This window comes from Hahella sp. NBU794 (assembly GCF_050749805.1).
Taxonomy (GTDB): domain Bacteria; phylum Pseudomonadota; class Gammaproteobacteria; order Pseudomonadales; family Oleiphilaceae; genus Hahella.
This window is the reverse complement of record NZ_CP192738.1, coordinates 1,071,883-1,090,267: the sequence shown is the minus strand read 5'-3', so window position 1 is coordinate 1,090,267 and position 18,385 is coordinate 1,071,883. Positions and strand designations below refer to the sequence as shown.

Sequence of the window (18,385 nt, the reverse complement as noted above, 5' to 3'; positions counted from 1 at the left end):
AGAAGAGATATCAACTATGACACAGTGGATCGAGGTAGGCAGTCTTGAAGAAATACCGCGTCTTGGCGCCCGCGTAGTGCAGTCCCGTTTCGGCGACCTGGCGGTGTTTCGCACCAAGGACGACAAAGTGTTCGCCCTGCGCGACAAATGCCCGCACAAGGGCGGCGCGCTGTCCCAGGGAATCGTACACGGCGACAACGTCACCTGCCCGCTGCACAACTGGGTGATCAGCCTGCAGGACGGCGAAGCCCAAGGTTATGACACCGGCTGTACGCGCACATTCCAGGTGCGCATGGAAGGCCGGCAAATATTCGTGGCCCTCACCGCCACGGAAGAGAGCGATTGAAAATGGTGAGTTTGGGGACTCTTTTCCCATTGAAACGGCGGAACCGCACTCCCCGCCGCGGTTTCGCCGTTTCACCCTTTTTGCATCAGGCCCGAGTTTATGACTTCTAATCGCACTCTAAACACTACCTGCGCCTACTGCGGCGTGGGCTGCGGCATTCAGGCGCAAGTGCTCGATGCGGCGACGCGGCAGACCCGCATTGCCGGCGATCCCACCCATCCCGCCAACTTCGGTCGTTTGTGTTCGAAAGGCGCCGCCCTGGCGGACACGCTGACTTTGCAGGGCCGCCTGCTGCATCCCGAGGTCAATGGCGAAACCGTATCCTGGGACGCCGCGCTGGACCTTGTCGCTACCACCCTCAGCGCCACCCTGCGTGAACATGGCCCTGAGTCCGTCGCGTTCTATCTCTCCGGCCAATTGCTGACGGAGGACTATTACGTCGCCAACAAGCTGATGAAAGGCTTCCTTGGTTCCGCCAACGTGGACACCAATTCACGCCTGTGCATGTCCTCCTCCGTGGCTGGACACAAACGCGCTTTCGGCGCGGATATCGTACCAGGATGCTACGAAGACCTGGAGCTGGCCGACCTGATTATCCTGACCGGCTCCAATACCGCCTGGTGTCATCCTGTTGTGTATCAACGCATCAAAGCCGCCAAGCAGCAGCGACCACAGATGAAAGTGGTGGTGATCGACCCCCGTCGCACCGCCACCTGCGACATCGCCGACCTGCATCTGCCGCTGCAGCCGGGAACTGACGCCTGGCTGTTCAACGGCTTACTGGCCTATCTGGCGCGCCTGGGCGCGCTTGATTACGAATATCTTGAGCAACATACCGAGGGATTCGGCCGCGCGATCAAGGCCGCCCGCGCTGAAGACACCGCAGACATTGTCGCCGTGGCGCGACATTGCGGCCTGAAAGAAGGCGAAGTCGCGGCGTTTTACGACTGGTTCCGCAGAACGCCAAAAACCGTGACGGCCTATTCCCAGGGCGTCAATCAGTCCAGCAGCGGCAGCGACAAGGTCAACGCCATCATCAACTGTCACCTGGCCACTGGCCGTATCGGCAAACCCGGTATGGGGCCGTTTTCTCTCACCGGTCAGCCCAACGCCATGGGTGGCCGCGAAGTGGGCGGACTGGCCAATCAGCTCGCCGCGCATATGGATTTTACCCCGGACAATGTCGAGCGGGTGGGCCGCTTCTGGAACGCCGCGCGCATGGCCAGTCAACCCGGTCTGAAAGCGGTGGACCTGTTCGACGCCGTGGCGGATGGCCGCATTAAAGCCATCTGGATCATGGGCACCAATCCTGTGGTCAGCATGCCGGATGCGGACAAAGTCGCCCAGGCCCTTTCCCGCTGCGACAAAGTGATCGTGTCCGACTGCATACGCCGCACTGACACCACGGAGTACGCCAACATTCTGTTGCCGGCTCTCGGATGGGGCGAGAAAGACGGGACCGTCACCAATTCCGAGCGGCGCATCTCCCGTCAGCGCGCCTTCCTGCCCGCTCCCGGCGAGGCCAAAGCGGACTGGTGGATTGTCAGCGCGGTGGCGCAACGCATGGGCTTCGGCGCCGCCTTCAATTATCGCAACAGCCGGGATATTTTCATTGAGCACGCGGCCTTGTCCGGGTTCGAAAATACGCCAGAACAAACAGAGCGCGTTTTCGATATATCCGCTCTGGAAACTCTGACCGACGCCGCTTACGACGCGCTGGAGCCGATACAGTGGCCGGTTAACGCCGCCACGCCCCAAGGCGCCGCCAGATTGTTTGAGGACGGCGGTTATTTAAATCTTAATCACAAGGCGCTGCTGCTGCCGATTACACCGCAACCGCCGCAGGGAAAACGGGATGAGCGCATGCCCTTCGCACTCAACACCGGCCGCATTCGCGATCAATGGCACACCATGACCCGCACCGCTCTGGCGCCGCAACTGAATGCACACCTTTGCGAACCTTATTGCGCCATACATCCGCACGACGCGCAGCGACTTGGGGTCGCGCAAAACGATCTGGTCAGACTCCGCTCTCACTATGGCGCTCTGATCGCCAGAGCCGATCTGACGGATGAACAACAGCCCGGACAGCTATTCGTTCCCATGCATTGGACGGCGCAATTCAGTGCGGCGGGACGGGTCGGCGCCTTGGTTAATCCGGTGACCGACCCTCACTCCGGTCAACCCGAGAGTAAGCACACGCCAGTGACGCTGGAACGCTTTGAGGCGGCCTGGCACGGTTTTATTTTCTCCCGGGAAGAATTGAACCTGGAGGGCGCGCCCTACTGGACCAAAATCCGCGGGGCCCGCTTCTATCGCTATGAGATCGCCGGGGTTGCGTCCGTTGCGGACTGGAGCCAGTGGGCGCGCGCCCTGCTGAGTCCGTCAGATCAGAGTGAAGGCGAATGGCTGGAGTATCAGGACAGCGCGTCGGGCAAGTATCGCAGCGCCTGTTTTGCCGGCGACCGTTTGACGGCGTGCCTGTTTATCGGTCCAACGCCGGATTTGCCTGAACGTTCCTGGCTGGCGAGTCTGTTCGATCTGGAAGCGCTGACCCACAACGACCGCCTTGGCCTGCTCGCCGGCGTTCCGCGCTCCGACGCCGCCCATGCCGGTCGCACTATCTGCGCCTGCTTCGGCGTGGGAGAAAATACCCTGCGTCAGGCCATTCGAGACCAAGGGCTGCAAACGGTGGAGGCCATTGGCCAATGCCTGAATGCGGGCACTAACTGCGGCTCCTGTATTCCGGAACTGCAAAAGCTGTTGTAGCGCAGCCCATCAGAACGGGCATAGCTATTTTTGGAAAAGACATTCGGTTTGGGGAGAAACCCTCACCTCGGTTGAGGAGAAGCAAAAGCAACGACCCTTGCTCCTCTGCGTTTGGGAGCCTTAGCGCTCCCTTTTTTAATCTGTTTTAGCCTGTCGCGGACCTGACTTCCCCGCTTTGCATCCATGCCCAGATCACACGCTCAGGCTTCATATAATTCCAGCGGCAGATCATCCGGATCGGCGAAGAAAGTGAAGCGCTTGCCGGTGTACTCGTCCACTCGGATCTCCTCCACCGCCACGCCTTGAGATTCCAGATACGCCTTGGCGTCCTCCACCGAGGGCGTGACAAAAGCCAGATGTCGCAGTCCGCGCGCTTCAGGATAACTGGGACGAGGCGGAGCCTCAGGAAAGGAGAACAACTCGACCTGAGAGCCGTCCGGCAGTTGCAGGTCCAATTTGTATGAATTTCGTTGCGCGCGGAAATTCTCAGCCAGGATTTTCAGCCCCAGCACTTCCGTATAAAAACGTTTCGACGCCGCATAGTCCGAACAAATAATAGCGGCATGATGAATGGCGGTGAGTTTCATATAACGCGAAGTCCCGAAATAGAATGTCAGACAAGCCTCTTATTCTCGCGACTTTAGCAACGCTTTTCAAAATTCCCGCCAGCAAGCGTCTTACCCGCGACGCCCTAACCCGGAAGCGTCCTGTCGACCCTGCCGCGAAAATCTAACGTCCACCCCGCGCATTTCATTCAAGGTAACACTGTGTAACTTATCCCCAACAAGCCCTTGCCATTAGACCTACATCAGCTAACATGTCGAAATAAATAATAAAATCAGCGTATGTGCAGAATAATAATCAGATCTCAAAACAGAGCCTGCTAAGACACAATCTGTATTCACTTTCCCATAAGGAAAACATATGTCGACATACAATGCCTTCAGAGCGCTGGCGCTTTTTCTTACTACTCTCTTCCTTTCCAACCTCGCCGCCGCGCAAACAGATATCGTCTTCTGTAGCGACAACAACTACTGGTACCCGTTCACCTACGTTGACGAACAAGGCGAAGCCGCAGGCATGCATGTGGACATCGTGAAAAAAGCCGCCGAAAGCCTGGGCTATAAAGTCGAGTTCAAACCCATGCTGTGGCAAGAGTGTCTGGATTCCGCCCGCGGCAACCTGGTGCACGGCGTCGTCACCGCCTCCTACAAAAAAGAGCGCGCGGGATACATGAACTATCCCGCCGACGCCGCCACCGAGCAACGCTCCGCCTCGCGGGTGGCGCAAGTGGAATATATTGTCGTGGTGTCCAGCGACACAAAATACGAATACAAGGGCGATCTCAATACGCTGCCGGAACCGGTGCGCGTCGCCCGCGGTTACTCCATCGTCAGCACGCTGCGGGAGTCCAACCGGCGCATATACGAAAGCCAGACCGGGGAGCTGCGCAACATCGAAAAGCTGGCAAAACTGGGAAGCGGATCGGTGATCACCACCCCGGAGGTCTATCAGCATCTGATGCGGCAGGCGGAATACAAAACCAAACTGAAATCCGACCTCAACCCCCTCAGCAGTAAATCCTACCATCTTACTTTCGCCAAAGGCTCACCGCTCACCACCGCAGAACAAACCGCCATCTGGAAAGAGATTTCGCGTCTGCGGGATGACCCTGAATACATGAGCGCACTGACGGCCAAGTACCTGAAATAATTAAACCCGATCAACACGCATCAGGATCGACAGGGATAATGTCATCCCGATGCGTGTATGCTGTGACCGGATCATAAGAATTGGGCGATAACAACAAAAACGCCTGACTAAAGGGGCGCAAGCTCCATTATCACATCAATCGACTATGCAATAAGGAAGTCTATGCTAAGAAGAATACATTCTTGGAAATTATTGGCCAGCGCAGCAGCAATTTCGGCCTTGATGGCGGGATGTCAGTCCACCATGGACAAGAAAACCACCGCCAAGGAAACCGAAGTTAAAAACGTGATCATGATGATCGGCGACGGCATGGGGCCGCAGCAGATCGGCTTGTTGCACGAATACGCCATCAATGCGCCGGATTCCATTTACCACGGTCAACTCACCGGCATGCAGAAGTTTATGGACGCCGGCGTGATTGGTCTTTCCCGCCATACCCCTGCTTATAACCTGGTTGTCGACTCCGCCTGTTCCGCCACACAGCTGGCGACTGGCGAACCTGCGCCATCCGAAGTCATCGGCGTGGACAAAGTGGGCAACCACGTTGAAACCGTACTGGAAAAAGCCAAGCGTATGGGCAAATCCACTGGTCTGGTTTCCGACACCCGTCTGACTCACGCCACGCCTGCGTCTTTCGCCGCTCACCGCGCGCATCGCTCCATGGAGAACCAGATCGCGGAAGACATGCTGGCCGACGAGGTGGACGTCATGCTGTCCGGCGGTCTGCGTCACTGGCTGCCCAAGTCCGTGAACGACAAAGGCGAGCTGTATCAGCAGTTGGAGAAGAAAACCGAAGGCGCCGTGCAGTTGAAGTCCAAGCGTAAGGACGACAAAAACCTGCTGGCGGAAGCGGAGAACAAGGGTTACCAGTTGGCGTTCAACCGTCATCAGCTGGACGCCGCCAAAGGCGACAAGCTGCTGGGCCTGTTCAACTACTCCGGCATGATGAACGGCATCCGTTACACTCATACCAAAGACGATCCCAAGCGCACTGAGCCGTCATTGAAAGAAATGACCATGAAGGCCCTGGACATTCTGTCCCGCAACGAAAAGGGATTCTTCCTGATGATCGAAGGCGGCCAGATCGACTGGGCGGGCCACGACAATGACGCCGGCACCATGCTGCATGAGATGCTCAAGTTCGACGAAACCATCAATTACGTTTATGAGTGGGTGAAGAACCGTCAGGACACGCTGGTCATCATCACCGCCGACCATGAAACCGGCGGCTTTGGTTTCAGCTACTCGCGCTCCAACATCCCGGAAGGCGAGAAGCTGACTGGCGAAGCGTTCAAAGAAGCGGCTTACGCGCCTAACTTCAACTTCGGCTCTTTCGAGACCCTGAGCAAACTGTACCAGCAAAAAATGAGCTTCCCTGACCTGTTCGCACAGTTCGATGGCGGCAAGCCGTCTCCAGAAGCCCTGATGAAGCTGGTTAACGCCAACAGCGCCTTCCCTATCACACTGGAGCAGGCCAAGGCGGTTCTGGAGCAAGAGCCTAACTACTATCAGGTTGACGGCCACGACTACCTGAGCGCCAAGATGTTCCCGAAAGTGAATGACTTCAAGTCGTTCTACGTGTACGGCCAGGAAGTGCGTCACGACCTGCTGGGTCGCGCCATGTCCGAAAGCCAGAACGTCGTCTGGGCTACCGGCACTCACACCAGCACGCCAGTGCCGGTGATGGCGTTCGGTCCCGCCAGCGCGACGGAAGGCTTCTCCAAGCTGCTGCACCACACTGACATCGGCAAACTGGCCAAGAGCGCGATCCACTAATTCGCGCTGAGGTTGATAAACCGATAAGGGGACCTTGGGTCCCCTTTTTCATGCGCTCTCTCCCTTCTTTTTTCTCCTCGGGATAAGGCTTTTTCCAAGTTTATTTTCGCTTGCCGGCGTCGCTCGCCTGTTCCCGGCCAACGCTTAAAAACCCTCTCCCAAACCTCATTTTCGGGCGAAATCCTGTATTTAATTTTGCAAACTTTTTCACCGCAATGTACGGCGAATTTGGGCGATTTCTCACCCGCCGTTTTCCTTTGCCTTCTCGATTCAAGCAAAATCAGAAGCTTAGCTGCATATGTGAATATGGGCACGCTTTCACCATTCGTAACAATTTTCCCTCTCCAATTACATCCCGCAAAGGGAACCGCGAATTGAAACGTCAATTTGTCGACGTTCATTACTATTGTTTACGAGCATGTTTTTGACAAATTTAACATTCATTCCAATAATCCAGCCAATAGTGATTAGTTTTTAATCACATCGGAGCAGTTCACTTAGTCGTTTCGTAATCAGACCCAAAGGAAAGACCGCAAGGTCGAGGAGAGGGTTTCATGGACAAGATTATTATTTCGCATGTGGGGCTAATGGAGAAAGACTTGGTCCTGCTTCGGAACCTGTCTCATCTGGACGAAACCTGGTTCGGAAACTTCCAGCTGGCCAGCGAGGCCGGCACCATGGAAGGTCAGATTCTACTGGTGGATGTGGATAAACCAGAAAGCCGCAGCCTTTGGCAACGTATGAAGGCCGCCACCCATTTCGAAAAGACCATCGTCATCAGCCGCAGCAAACAGCCTGTGGACGACGGCGCGATTCATCTGACCCGTCCCCTGATTTTTCGTCGCCTGCGCGAAGCATTGCAGCAGGCCACCCAGTCGGATCAACAAGAAGCGAAGACCCACGTAAAGAACATTCTCGTTGTCGACGACAACTTGCCGGTGCGCACCTTCATGAAACAGAAGTTGCACGAAATCCTGGATTTCGAAGCTGGTGTGGATGTGGCGGAAAGCGGTGAGGAAGCGCTGCTGAAAGTGCGCGACTGCCGCTACGACCTGGTGTTCATGGATGTGATGATGCCTGGCATGGATGGTTATCAGGCTTGCCGCTCAATCAAGCAACAAGTGAAAACCAAAGTGGTGATGCTGACCAGCAAATCATCCACGTTAAACCGCGTCAAAGCAAAAATGTCCGGGTGCGACGGTTATATTACCAAGCCCCCGGAGGACCGGGAACTGGCGGAAGTCGTACGCCGCTATCTCGGCGCAACCAAAACGGAAACGCTCATATTTCCACAATTAGCAGCTCTAGGGAGATAACCTATGAACAAGAAAGTACTTATCGTCGATGACAGCGAAACCGATCTGAAACATTTGGAGCAGATCGTCTCCGGCGCCGCCTATCAAACGGTGACCGCCCGTTCCGGCGAAGAAGCCATCAGCAAGGCGCGCAAAGAAAAGCCCAGCCTGATTCTGATGGACATCATCATGGGAGACATGGATGGATTCAGCACCTGTCGGGAAATCGCCCAGGACCCTGAGCTGTCTAAAATCCCTGTGGTATTCGTCTCCAGCAAGAACCAGAAAGTGGACCACATCTGGGCGGCCAAGCAAGGCGCCAAGGCGTTGGTGTCCAAGCCTTACAAAAATGAAGAAATCATCAGTCAACTCCACAGCTACGCCTGAAGCCGATTCAGGGACGAGGTGAGACGCAATGAACAGCGTGTCAATCCCGGTAGAGAGCAAGCGAATACTGCGGCCTTCCGAAGCATTCGCCCTGCTCCGGCAAATTAACGCGGAAACCCGGGAGGAAGTCCGCGAAAATCAGGCCACCGCATGGTTCGCCCTGCGGCTGGCCGTCAAGGAAGCCGACGCGGAAACGGCTGATCAGGGCAACCTGGGTCTGCTGATTCGCGAGGACTGCTACAAGGAGCTGCTGGAGTCCCCGGAAATCTGCCCGGTCCCCTACGCTCCCAAGTGGTTGAGCGGTTTCGTGAATGTCCGCAGCCAGGTCACGCCGGTTGTCGACCTGGAGATATTTTTCGGCCTGCGCGAAGACGCGGAAGCCGCCGCGCCGCAACGTAAAGTCGTGCAGCGGGCCAGCCCCTCTTACCTGTTGTATTTCGATCAGGGGCAGGAATCCTTCGCCATAAAAGTGCGTCGTTTTCCCAACAAACTGATGATGACGGCGGATGAGCGCATGACTCAGCCCCCGCCCCTTTCCAACGCTCTGATGGCCTGCGTCAATGCGGTCTACAGACAGAACGGCATTTGGTGTGAATGGAATCTGGAAACATTCAAAAGGAGGCTGACCGATATGCTGAGCACGAGTTAAGCCTTACCCCGATAGACAAGCCTGTCAGCGATAGCAGTAAACATCCGCCCCTCAAGGCGCAGGCTGAACCCTGGTTGCTTAAACGGAATTTCCGGGAAAGTCAGGACCGGAGAGGGTTGGCTACGCCCAAAAACCCACTTCGGAAGCGTTATTAAAAGGAGTCCCATGGGAGGATAACATGAGAAAGACCATCTCACTCTTATTCGGTCTGGCCCTGAGCCAACTTGTCGCCGCACAATCACCCGGCGTCTATGGAGATCGCATTGTCGTCGGCGGCGTACTGGACCTGGAAGGTCAGTCCCGCGGTCTGGGCCTTAACATGCGCGACGGCGTGCTCGCAGCATTCGAAGGCGTCAACATCAAGGGCAGACGCCTTGAGTACGTCACCCTCAACGATTCATACACCCCGGACCTTACCGTTGAGCAGACCAACCGTCTGATCAGGGACGGCGTGTTCGCCATGATCGGCAATGTCGGCACCCCAACCGCACAGGTGGCGCTGCCGATCCTGGCCGATAACAAAGTGCCCGCCGTCGGCTTCTTCACCGGCGCAGGTCTGCTGCGTCCCGGCATCGGCGACGTTATCAACTTCCGCGCCAGCTATGTGCAGGAAACCGCCAAGGTCATCGAACAAGGTTTCCGCGCCGGTCTGCAAGCGTCCGAAATCTGCGCTTACGTACAGAACGACGCCTACGGTATGGCGGGGGTGGAAGGCATCAAGCTGGCCCTGCAAAACAATGTTCGCTCCCGCGACATCGTGGAAAAGCTGGACACTATCCTGGCCAAGTCAGGCGACTCCCCTGAACGCAACGGCATCGGCCCTGTCGGCGTCTATCAACGCAACACTCTGACTTCCCGCGCCGGCTTCGAGTCTCTGAAAGACTGGGAAAAAGCCAGCAACAGCCGCTGCCGTCTGGTGGTTACTGTAGGCACTTACAACGCCATCGGCCGCTTCGCCGCCTACTCCAAACAACGTGGCGAGGACTGGTTGATCAGCGCCGTTTCCTTCACCGGTGCGGAAAACCTGCGCGACACCCTGGATCGCTTCGGGGTAACCGACAAAGTCATCCTGACCCAGGTAGTGCCTGATCTGGAATCCGATCTGCCGATCGTCAAAGAAGCCAGATCCGCCCTGGGCGAACGCCTGAACGTGGTGAGCCTGGAAGGCTACATCGTCGGCAAGATGTTCGTGGCCATCATGCAAAGCATTAAAGGCGACCTGACCCGGGAAAGCTTTGTGCGCGCCACTCGCAACGCGGAATTCAACATCGGCGGCGTCGCCCTCGACTTCCGCGGCGACAATCAGGGGTCGGACTTGGTGACGATGACCTACTTCAACAACAAGTCCTACCTCCCCATAGAAGGCTCGCAATTGGCCAGATTGTTCTGAATGGCATGAAGCAACGGGTTATACAGGCTCGATAAGCAGGAGCATTATCATGAAATTGAACCGTACTTTTTCTCTCAGCAAACTCAGCGTCGGACAACGACTGCTGTCGCAAACGCTGGTTATGGCGTTAACGCTGGTGGTCATCGGATCTCTGGCCTTCTTCGCCCTGACGTATGCAAGAAACTCATCCGAGAAATTGCATAACCAGGTCAACGAAACATCACGACTGACGCACTTGATCAACACCCTGCAGGAAGGCATGGTGGAGACCATCAACAGTCTGAACACCGGTGTGGTCACCTGGGCGGACGCCGACGCCAAACTGGCGCTGGCCCGCAAGCAGTTTGAATCGGACTGGCAAGCTTTGAGCGCCTCCACTACCTCACAGGGCGGCGATCAACAGTCCGGTTTCACCGACATGCAGAGAACCGTCGCTGGCGTATTCTCCGCCTTCGATCAGTTCAAAGCCATGGGCGGCAACCAGTCCCGCGCCGACTTGGAACTGTTCCTGTTGAACGACCTGTCTGAGTTTATCGGTCCCTTCAACGACGCTTCCACCGCTTATGCGGACCAATTGACCCAACAAGCGCAGGTCGCATTTGAAACCTCCGAAGGCGTATTGAACATCGCTCTGATCGCCGGCTCCGCCATCATCCTGTTGAGCCTGGGCGGCGCTATCGGTCTGTCGCAGTACATTCGTCGCTCCATCCTGCGCCCGGTCAACGTCATCGCGGAAACTGTGGACAAGGTCAAGCAAGGCGACTCCGAAGCCCGTACCGCCCTCACCGGCACCGACGAGCTGGTGACTCTGGGCCAGGCCCTCGACCAGCTGCTGAACGAGAAAGTGGCCACGTTGATTCGCATCGAAAGAGAGAACGAAGTCCTCAACAACTCGGTTATCGAGCTGCTGGAAGGCACCTCCAAACTCAGCGATCGCGACCTCACCACCAAACTGATCGTACGCGAAGACATCACTGGGCCGGTTGCGGACGCCTTGAACCTGGTTACCAAGGAAACTTCCGAAGCCTTGGGCAAAATCCGTTACGTCAGTAACCTGGTCAGCGCCTCCAGCGTCATGGTGGATGAGCAGACCCGCAAGGTTGTCGGCGTCGCCGATCAAGAGCGGAAACTGATCGAGCAAACTATCCAGAAACTGGATGGCGTAGCCAAACACATGGCGCAAATCGCCAAGTGGTGTCAGTCCTGTAACCAGATCGCGCAAAGCGCTTCTTCTTCCACTGACAAAGCCTATGAAGCGGTAGGAAATACCGTCGAGAGTATGGACGAGATTCGCGACTCCATCAGCGAAACAGAAAAACGCATCAAGCGTCTGTCAGAACGTTCTTTGGAGATCAGCGGCATCATCGACATCATCAACAGCATCGCGGAACGTACTCACGTACTGGCCTTGAACGCCAGTATGCAGGCGGCGGCGGCAGGTGAAGCCGGTCGCGGATTTGCGGTGGTTGCGGACGAGGTGCAGCGTCTGGCGGAAAGCTCACGTAACGCCACTTCTCAGATCAGCAGCTTGATTCGCAACATCCAGACCGAAACGGCGGATGCGGTGGACACCATGAACAACAGTATCACTCAGGTGGTCAACGGTTCCAAACGCGCCACCCAAGCCGGTTCTCAGATGCAGGAAACGCAGAAGACTACTCGCGAGCTGGTAACAGCGGTAGAGAAGATCGCGCAGAACTCTCTGGCCCAGGCCAAAGAAACCCAGAGTGTGTGTCAACAGACCGGCGAAATCGAAGCCAGCACCCGCGTCACCGACATGGAGCTGAAACGCCAGTCCTTGCACACAGAAAGACTGCGTACTGCTTCTGGCGTACTGCAACAAACGGTGGAATTGTTCACCTTGCCAGCTTCCGTATCCACCAATATCCGGATACCGGAGCTGTCCACAGAGTCGCTGGAAACCAGCGCCTCTGCGCCAAGCAAGCTGATGATTCCCAGCGCAGGCGCTCCAGCGAAAGAAGAGCCGGGACGCCTCAAGCAGGCCAGCTAAGAGGCATGAGGATTGCGGCTGGCGTTATCGCAAGATGCGCCGGCCGCCGGGAAAAGGTTGCTGTTTAAACCTGATGTTTGGCGCGCTTCCCCCGAAGCGCCCGCAACCACTAACCAGGATGGATTCCGTCTATGCACAAGCAAGACCCTGTTTCACCCACCGTCGAACTCATTCGCACCTTTACTGCGGAACTGGAGGATGTGGCGGCGACGCAACGGACCGTCGATGCGGAATTAGTCTTCGCCGCTCTGGAAAACGTCAATGACGCTTTGGAGATGGCGGCCATGCCGGAATTGCAGGCGCGCCTGCAACGCCTGTATGCGAACATCGCCAGCGACGGCCCCAAAGATCCACGAAGCAATGAGACCATGCCGAATTTCCCGGTTGAGGCGAAAAAGGTCTGGTCCATCATCGATTGGCTGCACAGACTGGAACCCCTGGCGGAAGAACAATTATCACTGCAAGCGCAGCAAAACGCCGCCGGCCCCGAAAGTTGGAATGACTATAGCGCATCGCAACCAGAGGGCGCCGTAGCGGACACAACCGCCTCCGCCGAGGCCATCCCCTCGATGGAAGTCACGGAAACCGAAACGGACAACGCCGACGAGTTGGTCGCGGAAGTCTATGAAGAAGATTTCGTCGACATTGCGACCGAACTCGGCGTCACCTTGCCAGCGATGGATGTGGCGGAAGTCACGGAAGAGGAACCGGAAATAACATTCGACCTCTCCGACTTCACTCCCCCCGCGGATCTTCCCGAATCTCACCAGGAAATCCTGGCCTCGCTGTGGGAAGAAACTGTCGCCCTGCTGCCGGAATTCGCCAAGCAGGCGGAAAAAATGCGGGATTCCATCAAAGCCCGCCATTGTTATTGCGAGCTGCTGCAAACCCTGGGCGAAACCTGCGCCTATCTTGGACTGTCCGGCCTGCAACTGCTTTTCGATATGGTGGCGATTCGCCTGCAATCCATCGATCAGGTGGACCCGGAACTGGCGGATTTACTGGAGCAGTGGCCCGCCCTGCTGCATGAATATCTGCAAAGCGGCGCGTCAGAAGAAAGCTGCCTGTGTCTGATGCAGTTTATCGACGACGCTACCTGGGGCGAACGTCTGGACGAAGAAACGCAGCAAGCGATTCTGGAAAATCTGGTGGACTTCCAGCTCAGCGACGACGAGTTTATGGACGAAGCCGTGGAAGACGCCGTGTTAACGCCTGACGATATTTCCCTGGTTCCGTCTGACGGCGCCAATCAGGAGGTATTCCAGGCGTTTTTGCTGGATTCGCCCAACCATACTCATGCCCTGTTCCATGCACTGTCCTCCCTGCATGGCGATTTGTCTGACAAGAAAGCCTTCCTGCAGCAGGCCCAACGCGCCAGCCATACCTTGAAAGGCGCCGCCAACCTGATCGGCATCAAGGGCGTCGCCAATATCAGCCACGCCATGGAGGAGATCTTTGAAGCCCTGGCGGACGGCAAGGCGGAGTGGAGCACAGAGATGAAAGACATGCTGCTCAGCGCCGCGGATTGCGTCAGCAGCATGATCGACCACCTGCTGGGGCGCGATCAACCGCCGGAAGACGCCCTTCCCCTGCTCAACGCGCTGGTGCACTGGCGCTCCCCAGAGAAAGCCGAAGCCGCCTGGGCGGCGATGCAGGAGCATCATGCAGACACTGACGTCGACGCCACCCCGGCGGACGACAAAGTGGTGGCGCTGCCCTCCCGCGACAACGCTGTGGAACGCGCGCCGGCTGCCCCCGCACAGGAAGAAGCCTCCGCCGCTCCCGCTCAGCAACAGTTTGCCGCGCCTCAGGACAACGCCGGTCTGGAGCAGTTGCTGCAGTTGGCGGAAGAGATGAGCATCAACACCGTACAGGCGCAGGAACTGTACAAGCGCGTGCAGCTCACCGGCTTTGATCTGAAAGGCCACGACACCCGCTTGAACGAAACCCGTCTGGAGCTGGAAGGCCTGATCGACAGCCGCAGCATGGCGCGCAAACTGCGCCCGGACAGCGAACATGCGCAGGATCTCGACCCGCTGGAAATGGACCGCTACGATGACATGCATCGCTGCTCCCACCAGCTGTTCGAAGCGATCGCTGACGTACGCGAGTTGAACCAGAAGCTGCAGGACCAATTGGCGATGATGGATGCGTTGATGCGCCAGCAACACCGTCATATCGATACCTTGCAGCACCAATTGCTGTCGCGCCAACGGGTCGCCGCGCAAGTACTGAGCGGCCGTCTGCAGCGCTGCGTGCGTCAAGCCTGTCGCGCCGCCGGCAAACTGGCCGACCTGACCATTGTCGGCGAAGACATTCAGGTGGACCGGGAGTTGGTGGAGAAACTGGCCGACCCACTGATGCACCTGCTGCGCAACGCCGTCGACCACGGCATCGAAGACGAACAAAGCCGTCTCAACGCCGGAAAATCCGGACAGGGTTCAATCAATCTGAACTATCGCCAAGACGGACGTTTCCTGGAAATCAGCCTGAGCGACGACGGTCGCGGTCTCAATTTCGACAGCATCTATGAAAAGGCCAAGCAACGTGGCCTGTTGCCCGCCGATGGCGGACGCCCGGACAATCAGTCTCTGGCGCAGTTGGTCTGGCTTCCGGGCTTCAGCACCAAAGACAAAGCCACTCAGTTGTCCGGCCGCGGCATTGGCATGGACGCCGTACGCAGCCAGGTTGAACTGCTCGGCGGCACAGTTCGCTTCAGCTTCGATAGCGAAGGCGGCTGCCGTCTGCTGATCCGGGTGCCGGTGAAAGAAATCACCCAGTACATGTTGCTGGTGCTGGTGGGCGCGCAACGCTTCGCGCTGCCCACTGCCGTGCTGAAGCAAATTCTGCCGACTCACACTGGTGAACTGGAAGAAGTGGCCGGCAAGCCCTATCTGGAATATGACGGCCAGCTTTACCCTTATATCGATCTGGCGCAACGTCTGTACGGACAGCCTGCGCCGCAGGGCGCCGGCAAGCCGGTGGTGATCGCCGAGCTCAACGAGCGCACCGTGGCTATCGCCGTGGACATGCTGCTCACCGGCGAGCAACTGGTCGTGCGAACGCCGGGCAAACTGATTCCCGGTCTGCGCGGCGTCTTCGGCCTGACCATCCTGGGCGACGGCTCGCTGGTGCCGGTGCTGAACCTGTCGGATCTGTTGCAGCAGAATCAATCCAAACAGGCTTATCAAACCGCTCATATCATCACCGAGAGCCAGGTGGATTCCCCGAAAATACTAGTGGTGGACGACTCCCTCAGCGTCCGCAGCACCCTGAAGCAGCTGCTGCAGGACTGTGGATTTGAAGTCGTCACCGCCAGCGATGGCCTCGACGCAGTCGAGAAACTGCGGCACATCACCCCCAACCTGCTGTTGGTGGATATGGAAATGCCGCGCATGGACGGACTGGAGTTGACCCGACACCTGCGTCAGCAGCAGGACTGGGCCAACATGCCTGTGGTTATGCTGACCTCACGCAGCCACGAAAAACATCGTAGTCTGGCCCACAAGGCCGGGGTGACGGCTTACGCCACGAAACCCTACAACGACAACGAGCTAATGGATACCATCAGGGAGTTGCTGACATGATTGGAGAAAAGTCGAGCTTAACCGCGTATTACTCATTGGTCGTCGCGGGCAGGACCTTGTACCTGCCCGCCAGCGACATTCTCTATCTGGCGGGAAAGGAAGAAGTGCTGGATATAGAACACATTCCATGCATCCGTTTTAACGGTGAGCTGTATCCCGTCTACGGATTTCGCGAAGGGTTCATTCCCCAGCCCGGGCTGCAGGGCGGCGATTCCCGCGCCGCGTTGATATGCAGCCCCGAAAGCGGGACCGAACCGGCATTGGCGCTGTCCTGCCGCGCTATTTATAAGCTGCGCGCCAACCACCGGCCGCGTCGCCTGCCGGACTTCATGGTCGGCTCCAGTCCGATCGAAGGCGTCCTGCGCCACAATACCGGCTGGGAGTGCTACACCAGCGCCCATCAACTGATCGAATACTTTGAGAAGGCATTACGCTATGAACTCCCCCAATTCCAGTTTCAAAATGTTCGTTTGGTTAGCTGACGCCGGCGAGCGCCAAAGCATCGCCTTTGTCGCCGATACGCTTTGCGAATATCTGCAGGATGTGGAAGTGCAGGATTTGCCTACTTCCGCGCCGAGCTGCTCGCATGTGGTGGAGTGGATGGGGCATGTGGTGCCGGTGTTTCGTCTGCGTCCCGGCAATAGCAACGAGCACGTCAATGTAGTGGTGCTGCGCGCCGCCGCCAACCAGGAAAATGGCTATATCGCGCTGGAAACCCGTAATGCGCCGGTAAAAGTGGAGATCACCGACGGCCAGTTTGAAGCATTTGACGCCAACGAGCGCCCGTTGTGGCGGGAGGCGCTGATCTCCGGCTTTGTCCACGACGGCCAATCCATTCCCATCGTGCACCCGGATTTGCTGTGCTCCAAAGGCTTCGTCAGCACCGCTAACTCATACTTCATTAAACATTTGCGCCTGACGGCGTAAAGCGCTTCCCGGCTCCCGCGTTCTATTTTCAGGGTGGACGACGCGGGGGCCTTTTTTACGCCCTGGCTCTGAACTGAATAGAGTTGAGGTTCATACCCCTTGCGCGGCGGTATGCGGATAGAGATAGCGTTCGAGAATGGCGCTGCCGTTGAACTCCGCATCCAGCACAGAGACGAAGGTGTAAACTCCCACCAACTTGCGATTGAGGAAGACAAATTCCTTCGGCGGAATCTGGAAATAACGATTAATCGCCGATTTGGCGGCGCGTTTGGCGATACGGGTCGGCAGATCGCTGCGTCGCCAGCAGTATTCGTTGTCCGCGTTCAGGGCGAACTCAGGTACGTCCTCCGCCTCCGCCGCCAGCGGCTCCAGCACCGCCATGCAGACTTTACCGAATTCATCCAGCACGCTGACTGGCCAATCACGACGCATGAAACGCAGTTTCACCGCGCCCTCGATCACCCGTTCAAGATCCCGCTCATAGGAGGCTCGGATCATGTCGCACACGGGACGGATAAAAGAATCGGGGTATTTCTGCACAGCGCCGAAATCCAACAGCACTATGCGGTCCGGCTCGCCAGGGTTGGCGCCGAGACGAATGCGGTAGTTGCCAAAGTTCGGATCGGTCTGCAACTCTCCCCAGACAAACAGCTCGCGGAAAAATAATTCCAAAGCCGCCTGCGCCAGATGATTGCGCCGCGCCAGGGACAATTCCTGCACCTGCGCATGAGTGACGCCCAGACCCGGCTCATAGGAAGTGGCCATGACGTGGGACGTGGAGTATTCGGGGAAAACCTCGGGAACCACAAAGCGGTCGTCATCTTTGAGCATCTCGCCGAAGCGGCGGGTGGTTTCCAACTCAAGACTGTAATTCACTTCCCGGTGCATCATGACGCGGACTTCTTCCAGCCACTCGTCAAAGTCAGGGCCGAAGGAGACCATGCGGGCGACTTTCAACAAGCGGGCGACGGAATCCAGATCCGAATCCACCGCTTCCGCAACACCGGGGTATTGAATCTTCAAACATAGCTCTCGGCCGTCGGACTTGCGCCGCGCCCGATGCACCTGCCCCAGCGAGGCGGCGCCGATGGGCTCATGCTGGATATCCAGCTCCTTGAGTTTATCCGCGCCCAGCTCCTGTAACAGGACTTGATGAATCTTGCTCCATCCCAGAGCGGTAGTGCGGTCTTCCAGAGTATGCAGGGCCTCGGTCACTTCTACAGGCAGGAAGTGTTCCCCATACAACGCCATCACCTGGCCGATTTTAACAACGCTGCCTTTGAGCTGTCCCAGCTCCTCCACCAGATACTGAGCCTGACGGGACAGCGCTTCGCGACGGCTTTCCTCACGTTTTTCACGGGACTTGAACAGATTGGCGGCCATATTGCCCGCCAACCGCGATCCCGCGACCAAACCCGCCCGCGTCAGGCTGAGGCGTCGTTCAAAGCTTCCTGTCTTGATACGGTCAACCTCCCGGGCATTGTTCTTGGCGTTTGGTTTATCACTCATGCCGCATTCAATATTCCCTTTAAAAG

The 18,385-nt window shown here is 57.2% G+C and carries 14 protein-coding genes; 12 read left to right on the top strand and 2 right to left on the bottom strand.

Features of this window, described 5'->3' with window-relative positions:
* Positions 1-16: 16 nt before the first annotated feature.
* A complete protein-coding gene (nirD, locus tag ACQYWX_RS04860) occupies positions 17-346 on the top strand; it encodes a nitrite reductase small subunit NirD (protein ID WP_431688060.1) in 330 nt (109 codons plus the stop codon).
* A gap of 99 nt (positions 347-445) precedes the next feature.
* Complete coding sequence (locus ACQYWX_RS04855; protein WP_431688059.1) at positions 446-3,115, top strand: molybdopterin-dependent oxidoreductase; 2,670 nt, start codon at positions 446-448, stop codon at positions 3,113-3,115.
* Positions 3,116-3,315: 200 nt separating this feature from the next.
* On the opposite strand, the gene gloA2 is transcribed toward ACQYWX_RS04855, so the two are convergent.
* Positions 3,316-3,702 carry an SMU1112c/YaeR family gloxylase I-like metalloprotein gene (gene gloA2, locus ACQYWX_RS04850; protein WP_127968689.1) on the bottom strand — a complete coding sequence of 129 codons (387 nt, stop codon included), beginning with the start codon at positions 3,700-3,702 and terminating at the stop codon, positions 3,316-3,318.
* A 337-nt stretch (positions 3,703-4,039) separates the two neighbouring features.
* Here gloA2 and ACQYWX_RS04845 point away from each other — a divergent pair, with 337 nt between their 5' ends.
* The 10 genes from ACQYWX_RS04845 to ACQYWX_RS04800 all read left to right on the top strand — a co-directional run bounded on the left by ACQYWX_RS04845 (position 4,040) and on the right by ACQYWX_RS04800 (position 16,850).
* A complete protein-coding gene (locus ACQYWX_RS04845) occupies positions 4,040-4,828 on the top strand; it encodes a substrate-binding periplasmic protein (RefSeq protein WP_216736790.1) in 789 nt (262 codons plus the stop codon).
* 162 nt (positions 4,829-4,990) lie between these two features.
* A complete protein-coding gene (locus tag ACQYWX_RS04840; protein ID WP_431688058.1) occupies positions 4,991-6,604 on the top strand; it encodes an alkaline phosphatase in 1,614 nt (537 codons plus the stop codon).
* Between the two features lie 554 nt (positions 6,605-7,158).
* The gene (locus ACQYWX_RS04835; protein ID WP_216736788.1) at positions 7,159-7,920 is read left to right on the top strand and encodes a response regulator; all 762 of its coding nucleotides are present in this window, start codon (positions 7,159-7,161) and stop codon (positions 7,918-7,920) included.
* A gap of 3 nt (positions 7,921-7,923) precedes the next feature.
* Entirely contained in the window at positions 7,924-8,286 is a 363-nt protein-coding gene (locus ACQYWX_RS04830; protein ID WP_216736787.1) for a response regulator, read from the top strand.
* A gap of 28 nt (positions 8,287-8,314) precedes the next feature.
* Positions 8,315-8,935 (top strand): chemotaxis protein CheW, encoded by a 621-nt coding sequence (locus ACQYWX_RS04825; RefSeq protein WP_216736786.1) that lies wholly within the window; start codon positions 8,315-8,317, stop codon positions 8,933-8,935.
* A gap of 178 nt (positions 8,936-9,113) precedes the next feature.
* The gene (locus tag ACQYWX_RS04820) at positions 9,114-10,325 is read left to right on the top strand and encodes an ABC transporter substrate-binding protein (protein WP_216736785.1); all 1,212 of its coding nucleotides are present in this window, start codon (positions 9,114-9,116) and stop codon (positions 10,323-10,325) included.
* A gap of 49 nt (positions 10,326-10,374) precedes the next feature.
* On the top strand, positions 10,375-12,336 hold the full coding sequence (locus tag ACQYWX_RS04815) for a methyl-accepting chemotaxis protein (protein ID WP_431688057.1): 1,962 nt from the start codon (positions 10,375-10,377) through the stop codon (positions 12,334-12,336).
* Positions 12,337-12,467: 131 nt separating this feature from the next.
* On the top strand, positions 12,468-15,923 hold the full coding sequence (locus ACQYWX_RS04810) for a hybrid sensor histidine kinase/response regulator (protein ID WP_431688056.1): 3,456 nt from the start codon (positions 12,468-12,470) through the stop codon (positions 15,921-15,923).
* A complete protein-coding gene (locus ACQYWX_RS04805; protein WP_216736781.1) occupies positions 15,920-16,405 on the top strand; it encodes a hypothetical protein in 486 nt (161 codons plus the stop codon). The genes ACQYWX_RS04810 and ACQYWX_RS04805 overlap by 4 nt, the downstream gene beginning before the upstream one ends.
* Entirely contained in the window at positions 16,359-16,850 is a 492-nt protein-coding gene (locus ACQYWX_RS04800; protein ID WP_431688055.1) for a hypothetical protein, read from the top strand. Before ACQYWX_RS04805 ends, ACQYWX_RS04800 begins: the two co-directional genes overlap by 47 nt.
* Before the next feature lie 90 nt (positions 16,851-16,940).
* Here the strand turns inward: ACQYWX_RS04800 and ACQYWX_RS04795 are convergent, their stop codons facing one another.
* Positions 16,941-18,359 carry an ABC1 kinase family protein gene (locus ACQYWX_RS04795; RefSeq protein ID WP_431688054.1) on the bottom strand — a complete coding sequence of 473 codons (1,419 nt, stop codon included), beginning with the start codon at positions 18,357-18,359 and terminating at the stop codon, positions 16,941-16,943.
* Positions 18,360-18,385: the final 26 nt, after the last annotated feature.